This window comes from Micromonospora sp. NPDC005707 (assembly GCF_040631005.1).
GTDB lineage: Bacteria > Actinomycetota > Actinomycetes > Mycobacteriales > Micromonosporaceae > Micromonospora.
The window spans coordinates 333747-346332 of the sequence record NZ_JBEXYR010000003.1 but is presented as its reverse complement, the minus strand read 5'-3'; the positions used below and the strand labels follow the sequence as shown (position 1 = coordinate 346332).

Genomic DNA, 12586 nt, shown 5'->3' with positions numbered 1-12586 from the left:
CCGTAACCCCCGAATGCAGCGACGCGACCTGGGAGTTGGACGTGAGCGAGCCGAACGACGCAACCTTCGACATCGTCATCCTCGGAGGTGGTAGCGGCGGCTACGCGGCGGCGCTGCGTGCCGCCCAGCTGGACCTCTCCGTCGCCCTGATCGAGAAGGGCAAGCTCGGGGGCACCTGCCTGCACAACGGCTGCATCCCCACCAAGGCGCTCCTGCACGCCGCCGAGATCGCCGACCAGACCCGCGAGTCGGAGCAGTTCGGCGTCAAGGCCGAGCTGGTCGGCATCGACATGGCGGCGGTCAACTCGTACAAGGACGGCGTGATCTCCCGCCTCTACAAGGGCCTGCAGGGCCTGGTGGGCAGCTCCAAGAAGATCACCTTCGTGGCCGGCGCCGGCAAGCTGGTCGGGAAGAACGTCGTCGAGGTCGACGGCAAGCGCTACACCGGCCGCAACCTCATCCTGGCCTCCGGCTCGTACGCGAAGAGCCTGCCCGGCCTGGAGGTCGACGGCGAGCGGATCATCACCAGCGACCACGCGCTGACCCTGGACCGCGTCCCCTCCTCGGCGATCGTGCTGGGCGGCGGCGTGATCGGCGTCGAGTTCGCCAGCGTCTGGAAGTCCTTCGGCGTGGACGTGACCATCGTCGAGGCGCTCCCCCGGCTGGTCGCGGCCGAGGACGAGGAGTCCTCGAAGGCGCTGGAGCGGGCGTTCCGCAAGCGGAAGATCAACTTCAAGGTCGGCAAGCCGTTCGAGAAGGTCGAGAAGACCGAGAACGGCGTCAAGCTGACCATCCAGGGCGGCGACACGGTCGAGGCGGAGCTGCTGCTGGTCGCCGTCGGCCGCGGCCCGAACACCGCCAACCTCGGCTACGAGGAGCAGGGCGTCAAGATGGACCGCGGCTACGTGCTGACCGACGAGCGGCTGCGCACCAGCGTGCCGAACGTCTACGCGGTCGGCGACATCGTGCCCGGCCTCCAGCTCGCCCACCGTGGCTTCCAGCAGGGCATCTTCGTCGCCGAGGAGATCGCCGGCAAGAACCCGGCCGTGATCGACGAGGCCGGCATCCCGCGGGTCACCTACTGCGACCCGGAGCTGGCGTCGGTCGGCCTGACCGAGGCGAAGGCCAAGGAGCAGTACGGCGCCGACAAGATCAAGACCTACAACTACAACCTGGGCGGCAACGGCAAGAGCCAGATCCTCAAGACCGCCGGCCACGTGAAGCTGGTCCGGGTGGACGACGGCCCGGTGGTCGGCGTGCACATGGTCGGCGCCCGGGTCGGCGAGCTGATCGGCGAGGCGCAGCTCATCTACAACTGGGAGGCCTACCCGGCCGAGGTGGCGCAGCTCGTGCACGCCCACCCGACCCAGACCGAGGCCCTGGGCGAGGCGCACCTGGCCCTGGCCGGCAAGCCGCTGCACTCGCACGCCTGACACGACAACCGCGGCGTCCGGCGACGGGCGATGATCCCACCAGGGGAATGAAGGAGTCTGGAGAACATGCCGGTATCGGTCACCATGCCCCGGCTCGGCGAGAGCGTCACCGAGGGCACCGTCACGCGCTGGCTCAAGCAGGAGGGCGACACCGTCGAGGTCGACGAGCCGCTGCTTGAGGTGTCCACCGACAAGGTGGACACCGAGATCCCGTCGCCCGCGGCGGGCGTGCTGAGCCGGATCGTGGTCGGCGAGGACGAGACCGCCGAAGTCGGCAGCGAGCTGGCGGTCATCGCCGGTGAGGGCGAGGCGCCCGGCGGGGCCGCCCCGCAGCAGGAGGCCCCGGCGGAGCAGGCCGAGCAGGCCGCCGCCGAGCCGCAGGCCGAGGCGGAGCAGCCGGCCGTCGAGGAGCCGGCCCCGGCCGCCGCGCCGTCGGGCGAGGGCACCCCGGTGAAGATGCCGGCCCTGGGCGAGAGCGTCACCGAGGGTACGGTCACCCGCTGGCTCAAGCAGGTCGGCGAGACCGTCGAGGTGGACGAGCCGCTGCTGGAGGTCTCCACCGACAAGGTCGACACCGAGATCCCGTCGCCGGTCGCCGGCACGCTGCTGGAGATCAAGGTTCCCGAGGACGAGACCGCCGAGGTCGGCGGCGTCCTGGCAATCGTGGGCGCGGCCGGCGCCGCGCCGGCGGCGAAGCCGGAGCCGAAGCCCGAGCCCAAGGCCGAGGCGAAGCCCGAGCCGAAGCCGGAGCCCAAGCCGGAGCCCAAGGTCGAGGAGCCGACCCCGGGCATGTCGTACAACGAGCCGGCCGCCGAGGCGGAGCAGGCCGCGCAGCCGGCCAAGGTCGAGCAGGCCGCCCAGCCGGCCGCGCCGACCGCCACCCCGCAGCGGCCGACCGTGCCGGCCCAGGCCGGTGGCGAGGAGGGCGCCGGCTACGTGACCCCGCTGGTCCGCAAGCTGGCCGCCGAGCACGGGGTGAACCTCTCCTCGGTCAACGGCACCGGCGTCGGCGGGCGCATCCGCAAGCAGGACGTGCTGGAGGCGGCCGAGAAGGCGAAGGCCGCCCAGGCCGCGCCGGCCGCGCAGCCCGCTCCGGCCGCCGCGGCGGCCCCGGCCAAGCCGGCCGCGAAGCCGCAGCCGAGCAACAAGCGGGGCACCGTCGAGAAGCTGCCGCGGATCCGCAAGGCCATCGCCAACCGGATGCACGAGTCGCTGCACGAGATGGCGCAGCTGACCACGGTGATCGAGGTGGACGTCACCCGGATCGCCAAGCTGCGGGCCCAGGCCAAGGACTCCTTCCAGCAGCGGCACGGCGTGAAGCTGTCCTTCCTGCCGTTCTTCGCCCTGGCCGCCGTCGAGGCGCTCCAGTCCTACCCGATCGTCAACGCCCAGCTGGACCTCGAGGGCGGCACGATCACCTACCCGGACGCGGAGCACCTCGGCATCGCCGTGGACACCGAGCGGGGCCTGCTGGTGCCGGTCATCCACAACGCCGGTGACCTCAACCTGGGCGGGATCGCCAAGCGGGTCGCCGACCTGGCCGAGCGCACCCGGACCAACAAGATCAGCCCGGACGAGCTCGCCAACGCGACCTTCACGCTGACCAACACCGGCAGCCGGGGTGCGCTCTTCGACACCCCGATCGTGCCGTCGCCGCAGTCGGCGATGCTCGGCACCGGCGCCGTGGTGAAGCGCCCGGTCGTGGTCAACGACCCGGAGCTGGGCGAGGTCGTCGCGGTCCGGTCGATGGTCTACCTGGCCATGTCGTACGACCACCGGCTGATCGACGGTGCGGACGCGGCCCGCTTCCTCGTCGCGGTCAAGGAGCGGCTGGAGGCCGGCAACTTCGAGGCCGAGCTGGGGCTCTGACCCTCTGACGACACGAGGGGTCGCGCGGCGTACGCCGCGCGACCCTTCGTCGTTTCCGGGTCAGCCGCGCAGGTGCTCCTCGGAGACCTCCCACAGCCGCTCGGCGGCCTCCGGGTCCCGCGCGTAGGGGGCGTAGCCGGTGCGGGTGCCCGGCTGGTTCGGCCCGGCCTCCTGGCAGTCCTCGAAGTACCGGCCGCCGACCCCGGCGACCAGCGGCGAGGCGGCGACCAGCACCGAGGTGGCCGCTCCCTGCTCGGTGTTCTTCCAGCTCGGCGAGTCGCCGCCGCCGCTCTCCGCACGCAGCCGGGCCAGGTCCTCGTCGCTCACGTACCGCTGGAGGTTGGTCCGGATCGCGCCCGGCATGAGCGCGTTGGTGTAGATCCCGTCGCCGGCCCACCGCCGGGTGGCGTCGACCGCGAAGAGCACGTTCGCGGTCTTGGACTGCCCGTACGCCGCCCACGGGTCGTACGGCCGCTCGCGGAAGTGGATGTCGTCGAACACCACCGGCGAGCGCAGGTGCGCCGAGGAACTGACCGAGACGATCCGCGCGCCGCCCGCGGCGGCCAGGGACCGGTACAACCCGGTGGCCAGCGCGAAGTGCCCGAGGTGGTTGGTCGCGAACTGCATCTCCCAGCCCTGCTCGGTGCGCATCTCGGGCGAGGCCATGATCCCCGCGTTGTTGACCAGCATGTGCAACGGCCCGTCCCAGGTGCGGACGAAGGTGGCCACCGAGCCGAGGTCGGCCAGGTCGAGCGGGGCGACCAGGACCCGGTCGTTGCCGGTGGTGCCCGTGATGTCGGCGACGGCGCGCTGGCCGGCCTCCGTGTTGCGGACCGCGATGGTGACGTCGGCCCCGGCGGCGGCGAGCGCGCGGGCCGTCTCGACGCCGATCCCCGAGGCGCCGCCGGTGACGACGGCCCGCCGGCCGGTCAGGTCGAGGTCACGGGCCACCTCCAGGGCGGTGGTCTCCCGGGAGAACGGGGTGCTGACGGGTGTGCTGGCGGTCATGATTCATCCCTCTCGGCGGCGGCCCGTGGTCCCCGCGTCTTCCCAGGGCGGCGGCGACGTAACGCGGGACGGCCCGCGCCACCGCCCGGGCTGGGCGCAATCCGGCCCGCCGCCGACCCGGCGCTGACAGACTCGGTCGGTGAGCGGCTTCGGGTGGCGGGGACGCCTCGGGCCGGCGGTGCCGGTGGCGCCCGGGGCCCGGGTGGACCGGTTCGAGGTCTTCTTCGACCTGGTCTTCGTGTTCTCGTTCTTCATCATCACCCGGGCCACCGCGCTCCAGGTCAACGGCGGTGCGCTGCTGCACGCGCTGCTGGTCCTCGCCGTGCTGTGGTGGTCGTGGGTGGTGCACAGCATCGTGGCCACCCGGATCCGGCTGGGCGAGGGCTTCGTCCCGGTCCTCATGACGGTCGGCATGGCGGCCCTGTTCACCTTCGCGCTGTCCCTGCCCAACGCGTTCCGGGACCCGCGCGGCAACGCGGCCGGACCGATCGTCGCGGCGATCAGCTACACCGTCATCCGGGGGGTGCACCTGCTGCTCTACCTGCACGCGGTGCGGGACAGCCCGAAGGAGCGCCGCCAGCTCCTCCGGTTCACCCCCGAGCTGGTGGGCAGCACCCTGCTGTTGGGGGTCGCCGCGTTGATCCCGCCGAAGATCGACGACCTCTTCTCCGCGGCGGCGGTCCGGGACGGGCTGTGGGCCTTCGTCGTGCTGCTCCAGTACTCCACCGGCCTCGTGGCGGGCACCTGGGGCTGGGGCGTCGCGTCCGCCGAGCACTGGACCGAGCGGTACGACCTCATCCTCATCATCGCGCTGGGCGAGTCGGTCATCTCGGTGGGCGTCGGCAGCAACCTGCTCGGCCAGCCGCCGACCTGGCCGGCCGTGACGGCGGCCGTGCTCGGCATCTTCTTCACCGCCGCCCTGTGGTGGGCGCACTACGACATGGTCGGGCCGGCCGCCCGGATCGCCCTGCACGCCGCCGAGGACGGCCCCCGCGTGGCCATTGGCCCGGGACGCCTACGGGTACCTGTTCCTGCCGATGATCGCGGGCATCATCCTGTTCGCGCTGGGCGCGGAGATGATCGTGCACCAGGTCGCCGACCCGCACGTGCCGCAGCACCTGCCGGCGCTGGGCCCCGGCGTACCGCTGCTCTTCGGCGGGGTGATCTGCTACATCTGCGGCAACATGCTCTTCCAGTTCCGCACCCTGCGCACCCTGAGCTGGACCCGCGTCGCCGCGGTGCTGCTGCTCGCCGTGAGCATCCCGGTGGCCGCACACCTGCCCGCGCTGGCCGCCCTGGCGCTGCTGACCGCGATCACCATCGGCATGGTGGCCGCCGAGGTGGTCGTCTTCGACGAGGGCCGGCGGGCGCTGCGGGGCCTGGTCTTCGAGGAACGCACCAGCCACGAGGCCCACGAGGCGGCCTATCGGGCGCGCTGGCACGAGCCGCACGAGCGCGACGAGGGCGAGTGAGCCCGCCGCGGACCCGGCGGCGCAGCCCGGCGGCGCGAGCGCACCTGCGGTGGGCGGCCACGACCACCACGGGTGACCCGGTGGCGCGTAGACTCCCGGCAGCGTCGCGGTGCATCCGGCACGAAGGCCGCCGTGGGCACGGAGGCGCGGGACAGCAGGGAACCATGTGCACCCATCCCACCCACCGAGCGGGCGGCTGACCGCCCTCGGCACCCAGTTGATCGAGATCCACCACTGGCTCCGCGAGGAGCTGGCCCGGCTCCGCGCGAGCCTCGACACCCCCGACGGCGGCAGCGTCGCCCTCACCCGGGAGCTGCGCGCGCACTGCGCCGGTTTCTGCGCCGCCCTCGACCGGCACCACACCGGTGAGGACGGCGGCGCGTTCCAGGCCCTGGCCGAGCAGGCGCCCGAGCTGCGCCCCGTGCTCGCCGAGCTGAGCGCGGACCACCGGATCGTCGCCGATCTGCTGCGCCGGATCGACGCCCTGCTCGCCGAGGCGGGCGACGGCCGGAGCGTCCGGGCCGAGCTGGACGGGCTGGCGGCGCTGCTGGAGTCGCACTTCGGCTACGAGGAGCGGAAGATCGTCGCCGCGTTGAACCGGCTCGGCGGCGACCCCGTGGAACTGCTCGGCATCACGCCACCCGGCAACGGGGACCCTTTCGAACGGACGGAGACCGCATGACCATCGACACCGTCGACGCCGCCGCGGCGGGCACCTGGCAGCTCGGCGACCGCACGGTCAACCGGATCGGCTTCGGCGCGATGCGGCTGACCGCGAACGCGGACGGCAGCCCCAGCGACCGGGACCGGGCGGTGACGGTGCTGCGCCGCGCGGTCGAGCTGGGCGTCAACCACATCGACACCGCGGCGTTCTACTTCTCGCCGCTGCGCTCGGCCAACGAACTGATCAACCGGGCGCTGTCGCCGTACCCGGAGGATCTGGTCATCGTCACCAAGGTCGGGCCGGGCAAGGATCCGTCCGGTGCGTGGCTGCCGATGGCCCGGCCGGACCAGCTCCGCGGCCAGGTCGAGGAGAACCTGCGCCAGCTCGGCCGGGACCACCTCGACGTGGTCAACCTCCGGGTGTACGGCCCGGAGCCGCTGGCCGAGCACTTCGGCGCGCTCGCCGAGCTGCGCGACGCCGGCCTGATCCGGCACCTCGGCGTCTCCGCCGTGAAGCCGCACCAGATCGCCGAGGCGCGCACGATCGCCCCCGTGGTCTGCGTACAGAACTCGTGGAGCCTCGGCTACCGCCTGAGCAACGACGCGCTGATCCGGGACTGCGCCGCGCACGGGACCGCGTTCGTGCCGTTCTTCGCCCTCGCCACCAGCGGCCGCGAGGCCGGCGCGAGCGGCGTGGAGCACGACGAGGTGCGCGCGGTGGCCCGGGCGCACGGGGTGACTCCGGCCCAGGTCCGGTTGGCCTGGACGCTGCACCGGAGCCCGAACGTGCTCGCCATCCCCGGCACCGGCAACCCGGCGCACCTGGAGCAGAACGTCGCGGCCGGCGCGCTGCGGCTCACCGACGACGACCTGTCCCGCCTCGACGCGGTGCACGAGACCGCCGGCTGACGCCATGGTCGGGCCCGGATTCGCCGGTCAGCAGAATCGGCGGGTCCGGGCTGGCCGGGGCGGGCGTACGCCGGGGATGCTGGGCCGATGGTGATCTTTTCCGTGCAGGCCCGGCCCACCGACGCGGCCGGCTGGACCGGCCTGGCCCGGCGGGTCGAGGCCGCCGGCTTCGACGCGCTGCTGGCCGCCGACCACCCGGGTCACGGCGCGTCGCCGTTCGTGGCGCTCGCCGCCGCGGCGGCGGTGACGTCGACGCTCGGCCTCGGCTCGTACGTGTCGAACGCCGGCGTGCGGGAGCCGATCCTGCTCGCCACCGACGTGGCCACCCTCGACGTGGTGTCCGGCGGCCGGGCCCGGCTCGGTCTCGGCGCCGGGCACACGCCGGCCGAGTGGCGGGCCGTCGGGCGCGAGCGCCCCGACGTCGCCGCCCGGGTCCGCCGCTGCGTCGCGGTCGCCGAGGCCGTCCGTGACCTGCTGGCCGGGAACGAGGTCACCGTGGACACCGCCGAGCTGGCCGCCCGGGGCGCCCGGCTCACCGAGCTGCGGCCGGTGCAGGCCCGGGTCCCGCTCACCATGGGTACGGCCAACTCGACGCTGCTGCGCTGGGCCGGCGCGCACGCCGACGTGGTCGGCCTGACCGGCTTCGGGCGTACCCTCGCCGACGGCCACAACCACGACGTGCGGTGGCGGGCCGACCAGATCGAGGCGCAGCTCGCGCTCGTGGCGGCCGGCGCGGCCGGCCGGGACGCGCCGCCCGCGCTGGAGGCCCTGGTCCAGCAGGTGACCGTGACCGACGACGCGGAGGCCGCCGCCGCCCCGATCGCCGCCGAGACCGGGCTGACGGCCGCCGACCTGCTCGCCACCCCGTTCGCGCTGATCGGCACGGCCGACGAGATCGTCGCTGCCGTCGCGGAGCACCGGCGCCGCTGGGGGATCACCCGCTTCGTGGTACGCCCCGACGGCGTCGACCAGCTGGCCCCGCTGCTGCCCCGCCTGACCGCCGTCGCCTGACCGACTCCGGCTCGTCGAGGCGCTCAGCCGTCGAGATCCGCGAGGGTCTCCCGCAGCCATTTCAGCTCGGTACGCGACGTTGCCGTCGCGATCGTGAACAGCCCCTGCCGGAACGGGTCGTCGAAGTCGGCGGCGCGCATCGGCCGGTCGCCGTCCCAGAAGAAGCTGGCCGGCTGGGTGAGGAATGTCAGGCGCCGCCGCAGGACCGCCGCCTGGGCTGCCGGGTCGTCGAGGTGCCGCAGGAACGCGAGCAGGGTGAACCAGCGGTTCTCGTCCGTGACGAACAGTTCGTCGGGCTCGCGGAGCCGGTCGAGCAGGGCCTGGCGGCCGGTGGCGGTCAGCGAGAGCACGTGTCGCGGCGCCGCCACCTGGCCGGGCTGGAGCTCACGGGTCAGCAGTCCGGCCGCCTCCATGCGTTTGAGCAGCGGGTAGAGGGTGCCGTCGGCGATCGGGCGCACGTGCCCGGTCAGGGCGGCGATGCGTTTACGCAGGTCATAGCCGTGCAGCCGTTCGTCATAGAGGAATCCGAGGGTCGCGAGCTCCAACATGATCCAGATCATACCTTCCTGTCGAGATACCCTCTTGCTTTGATACCTCGGTAGCAAGGTATCTTCTGCGCTATGCATAGCGCCAGCGTGACCCCGGACGGCTCCCGCATTCGCTGGGTCGAGATCCCCGGCACCGAACCCGCCCGCGTCTACCTGCACGGACTCGGCGCCAGCTCCGCGCCCTACTACACCGAGGCCATCGCACATCCCGCCCTGACCGGGCACCGCTCGCTGCTCATGGACCTGCTGGGCTTCGGGATCAGCGACCGGCCGGCGCACGTGGCGTACACCCTGGACATGCACGCGGACCTGCTGGCCCACGCGCTGGACCAGGCGGCGGTGAAGGACGCCGACGTGATCGCGCACAGTGCGGGCGGCGCCGTCGCGGTCCTGCTGGCGGCGCGCCACCCCGGGCTGGTACGCCGGCTCGTGCTCGTCGACCCCGCCCTCGACGCGCTGGAGACGTTGCCGACGACGAAGCGGCCGGGCAGCTCGGGCATCGGCGTCTACCACACCGAGCAGGAGTTCCTGGACCACGGCTGGGACGAGACGATGGCATTCGTCGGGCCGGAGTGGGCGGCCACCATGCGCCTGGCCGGCAGGGAGGCGCTCTACCGCACGGCGATGAGCCTGCTCCGCGGCACGACCCCGGGCGTGCGCGAGGAGATGGAGCGGCTCGCCGCGCCGTGCACGGTGCTGTATCCGGCGGCCGACGGGCCGCGGTTCGACGCGGACCGCCTGGCGGCCGCGGGTGTCGCCGCGGTGGCGATTCCGGACTGCGGCCACAACATCATGGTCGACAACCCGGCGCGGTTCGCCCTGGCCGTGACGGCCGCACTGGCCGGCCATCCGGGTTGACCGGGCCGGGGTCCACCACCAGGCGTCGAACGCCTGTACGATGCGAACGATGATCGATGAACGATTCATGTTGCCGGCCACCGTGGACGAACGGACGTTGCTCGAGACCTTCCTGGACTTCCAGCGGGACGCCCTGGTCCGCAAGTGCGCCGGGCTCACCGACGCGCAACTGCGGCTGCGGCCGGTGCCCTCGTCCGGCCTGTCCCTGATCGGCCTGGTCCGGCACCTGGCCACCGTGGAGCGGTGGTACTTCCAGGCGGTGCTCGCCGACGCCTTCCCCGGCGACCTCTTCGACCTCACCGACGACCCGGACGCCCCGTTCACCGACGTGGCCGGGGCCACCGGCGCGGAGACCTTCGCGCTCTGGCGGGCGGAGGTGGCCACCTCGCGGCAGCTCACCGCCGAGCGCCCGCTGGACGCGGTCGGTCGCCACCCGGGCACCGGAAGCACGGTCTCCCTGCGCTGGATCCTCGCGCACATGACCGACGAGTACGCCCGCCACCTCGGGCACGCCGACATCCTGCGTGAGGCGATCGACGGCCGGACCGGGGAGTGAATCGCGAATCACTCACGGGAGTCAGGTCGGTAGGTCAGCGGGCAGGAGTCGGGAACGACGAGTGAGTGATTTCGCTCAACGCATCCGGGCCGGCGTCCGTACCCGAAGATATGCGCATGCGGATCCTCATGGCCGGAGTGTCCGGCTTCCTCGGCACCCGACTGGTCGACCGACTCACCGCGGACGGGCACCAGGTCACCCGCCTGGTCCGCCGCGCGCCGCGCACCCCTGACGAGCGGCGGTGGAATCCGTCCGCCGCGCAGCTCGACCCGCAGGTCGTGGCCGACGCCGACGCGGTGGTGAACCTGGCCGGCGCCGGGGTGGGCGACAAGCGCTGGGACGACGCGTACAAGGGGTTGATCCGGTCCAGCCGGGTGGACAGCACCACCACGCTGGCGATCACCATCGCGGGGCTGCCCGCCGTCGACCGGCCGGCGGTGCTGCTCAACGCCTCGGCCGTCGGCTGGTACGGCAACACCGGCGACCGGACGGTCGAGGAGGACTCGCCGGCCGGCGAGGGCTTCCTGGCCGACGTCTGCCGGGTGTGGGAGGCCGCCACCCGCCCGGCCGAGGACGCCGGGACCCGGGTGGTGCGGCTGCGCACCGGGCTGCCGCTGCACCGCGACGGCGGCATGCTCAAGCCGCAGCTCCTGCCGTTCCGGCTGGGGGTCGGCGGCAAGCTGGGCAACGGCCGGCAGTGGCTGCCGTGGATCTCGATGCGGGACTGGCTGGACGCGTTGACCTTCCTGCTGGCCCGCGAAGACGTCGCCGGTCCGGTCAACGTGGTGGGTCCGGCCCCGGTCACGAACGCCGAGTTCACCCGGGAGCTGGCCCGCCAACTGCACCGGCCGGCGATCATGCCGATCCCGGCGCTGGCCCTGAAGGTCGCCCTGGGCGGCTTCGCCCACGAGGCGCTCACCAGCGCCCGGGTCCTGCCCGGCGTGCTGGGCAGGGCGGGCTTCGCCTGGACCCACCCGGACCTGCCGGGCGCGCTGCACGCCGCCCTCACCGACTGAGCCGGCGAGGGCGGCGCCGACGCGGTCAGCAGCCGATGACCCAGTAGGCGGGGCCGGTCTGCTTGAGGGTGCTGGTGTAGAAGGTGTTGTAGAGGCCCATTCGCTGGTTGCTGCCCAGGGCGTAGGCGTAGCCGCCGGACTGGTAGGCGCGGCCGGCCGTGACGTGCGCGTAGTTGCTCGCGGTGACGCAGACCGGCGCGGTGGTCGGGGTCGGGCTCGGGGTCGGTGACGCGGTCGCCGTCGGCGTCGGGCTGGGCGTGCCGCCCCCGCCGTTCAGGCCGAAGAAGAGCGCGTCGCGGTAGGTCGAGCAGATGGTGTCGAGGAAGTACGCCCCGGCGGTGCCGCACTGCTCGGTCGCCGAGCCCGGGTCGACCGGGGTGCCGTGGCCCATGCCGGAGACCCGGTAGAGCCGCACCTGGTCGCTGCCGTAGACCTCCAGGCTCGTGCCGGCCGGCAGCGAGGCGGTGCTGGTCGGGGTCTGCGACACGCCCAGCACGTTGGTCCACTGGTCCCGGGACTCGGTGGCGTTCAGCGGGGCGACCGTGGTGTCCGAGGTGCCGTGCCAGATGGCCACCCGGGGGCGCTTGCCGGTGTAGCCGGCGTAGGCGTTGCGGACCAGGTCGCCCCACTGCGCCGGCGTCTTGTCGACGCCCGGGTTCATGCAGGTGAACGCATTGACCATGCTGGTGGCGCAGCGGTAGGGGATACCGGCGATCACCGACCCGGCGGCGAACGTGTCCGGGTAGGTGGCGAGCATGACGGCGCTCATCGCCCCGCCGCCCGACAGCCCGCTGACGTAGACCCGGCTCCCGTCGGTGCCGTAGGTGGACTTCGCGTAGTCCACCATCTGCTTGACCGACAGCGCCTCGCCCTGGCCCCGGGCGGTGTCCCCGGTCTCGAACCAGTTGAAGCAGGAGTTGGCGTTGTTGGCCGAGGGTTGCTGCGGCACGATCAGCGCGAACTTCCACTGGTCGGCGTACTTCTGCCAGCCGGAGTTGGTGAAGTAGGTCGAGGCGTTCTGGGTGCAGCCGTGCAGCAGCACCACGGCCGGGGCGTTGGCGGGCAGGCCGTCCGGGCGGTAGGCGTACATGGCCAGGTTGCCGGGGTTCGAGCCGAAGCCGGTGACCTGGGAGAGGGTGGCGGCCTGCGCGGGCAGCGCGGCGACGAGGACCGCGGCCGCGGCGAGCACGACCCCGGCTGCCACCCCGGCCAGGCGGGTGAGAAGGGATGAGGAGCGGCGCAC

At 73.1% G+C, this 12586-nt stretch carries 12 protein-coding genes and 1 pseudogene; 10 read left to right on the top strand and 3 right to left on the bottom strand.

What is annotated here, in order from left to right; translation table 11 throughout:
- Positions 1 to 41 precede the first annotated feature (41 nt).
- Together lpdA and sucB are read left to right on the top strand one after the other, a co-directional pair.
- Positions 42 to 1433: a dihydrolipoyl dehydrogenase gene (gene lpdA, locus ABZ452_RS06810; RefSeq protein ID WP_357939696.1), complete on the top strand. Its 1392-nt coding sequence runs from the start codon at positions 42 to 44 to the stop codon at positions 1431 to 1433.
- A 66-nt stretch (positions 1434 to 1499) separates the two neighbouring features.
- A complete protein-coding gene (sucB, locus tag ABZ452_RS06805; protein WP_357939694.1) occupies positions 1500 to 3302 on the top strand; it encodes a 2-oxoglutarate dehydrogenase, E2 component, dihydrolipoamide succinyltransferase in 1803 nt (600 codons plus the stop codon).
- 60 nt (positions 3303 to 3362) lie between these two features.
- On the opposite strand, the gene ABZ452_RS06800 is transcribed toward sucB, so the two are convergent.
- Entirely contained in the window at positions 3363 to 4310 is a 948-nt protein-coding gene (locus tag ABZ452_RS06800) for an SDR family NAD(P)-dependent oxidoreductase (RefSeq protein ID WP_357939692.1), read from the bottom strand.
- Between the two features lie 139 nt (positions 4311 to 4449).
- Here ABZ452_RS06800 and ABZ452_RS06795 point away from each other — a divergent pair.
- The 5 genes and pseudogenes from ABZ452_RS06795 to ABZ452_RS06775 form a co-directional block, all read left to right on the top strand.
- Positions 4450 to 5238, top strand: a pseudogene (locus ABZ452_RS06795) (low temperature requirement protein A); the annotation flags it as partial.
- Positions 5239 to 5311: 73 nt separating this feature from the next.
- Positions 5312 to 5782, top strand: coding sequence for a low temperature requirement protein A (locus tag ABZ452_RS06790; protein WP_357939690.1), 471 nt, complete (start codon positions 5312 to 5314; stop codon positions 5780 to 5782).
- Between the two features lie 166 nt (positions 5783 to 5948).
- A complete protein-coding gene (locus tag ABZ452_RS06785) occupies positions 5949 to 6464 on the top strand; it encodes a hemerythrin domain-containing protein (RefSeq protein WP_357939688.1) in 516 nt (171 codons plus the stop codon).
- Positions 6461 to 7354 carry an oxidoreductase gene (locus ABZ452_RS06780; protein WP_357939686.1) on the top strand — a complete coding sequence of 298 codons (894 nt, stop codon included), beginning with the start codon at positions 6461 to 6463 and terminating at the stop codon, positions 7352 to 7354. The genes ABZ452_RS06785 and ABZ452_RS06780 overlap by 4 nt, the downstream gene beginning before the upstream one ends.
- 87 nt (positions 7355 to 7441) lie before the next feature.
- On the top strand, positions 7442 to 8365 hold the full coding sequence (locus ABZ452_RS06775) for an LLM class flavin-dependent oxidoreductase (RefSeq protein ID WP_357939684.1): 924 nt from the start codon (positions 7442 to 7444) through the stop codon (positions 8363 to 8365).
- A gap of 23 nt (positions 8366 to 8388) precedes the next feature.
- Here the strand turns inward: ABZ452_RS06775 and ABZ452_RS06770 are convergent, their stop codons facing one another.
- On the bottom strand, positions 8389 to 8913 hold the full coding sequence (locus ABZ452_RS06770; protein ID WP_357939682.1) for a PadR family transcriptional regulator: 525 nt from the start codon (positions 8911 to 8913) through the stop codon (positions 8389 to 8391).
- Positions 8914 to 8985: 72 nt separating this feature from the next.
- Between ABZ452_RS06770 and ABZ452_RS06765 the strand changes: the two genes are divergently transcribed.
- The 3 genes from ABZ452_RS06765 (at position 8986) to ABZ452_RS06755 (ending at position 11343) form a co-directional block, all read left to right on the top strand.
- Positions 8986 to 9771, top strand: coding sequence for an alpha/beta hydrolase (locus tag ABZ452_RS06765; protein WP_357939680.1), 786 nt, complete (start codon positions 8986 to 8988; stop codon positions 9769 to 9771).
- 49 nt (positions 9772 to 9820) lie between these two features.
- Positions 9821 to 10327, top strand: coding sequence for a DinB family protein (locus ABZ452_RS06760; RefSeq protein ID WP_357939678.1), 507 nt, complete (start codon positions 9821 to 9823; stop codon positions 10325 to 10327).
- Between the two features lie 116 nt (positions 10328 to 10443).
- Positions 10444 to 11343 carry a TIGR01777 family oxidoreductase gene (locus tag ABZ452_RS06755; protein ID WP_357939676.1) on the top strand — a complete coding sequence of 300 codons (900 nt, stop codon included), beginning with the start codon at positions 10444 to 10446 and terminating at the stop codon, positions 11341 to 11343.
- A 25-nt stretch (positions 11344 to 11368) separates the two neighbouring features.
- Here the strand turns inward: ABZ452_RS06755 and ABZ452_RS06750 are convergent, their stop codons facing one another.
- Complete coding sequence (locus ABZ452_RS06750; RefSeq protein WP_357939674.1) at positions 11369 to 12586, bottom strand: PHB depolymerase family esterase; 1218 nt, start codon at positions 12584 to 12586, stop codon at positions 11369 to 11371.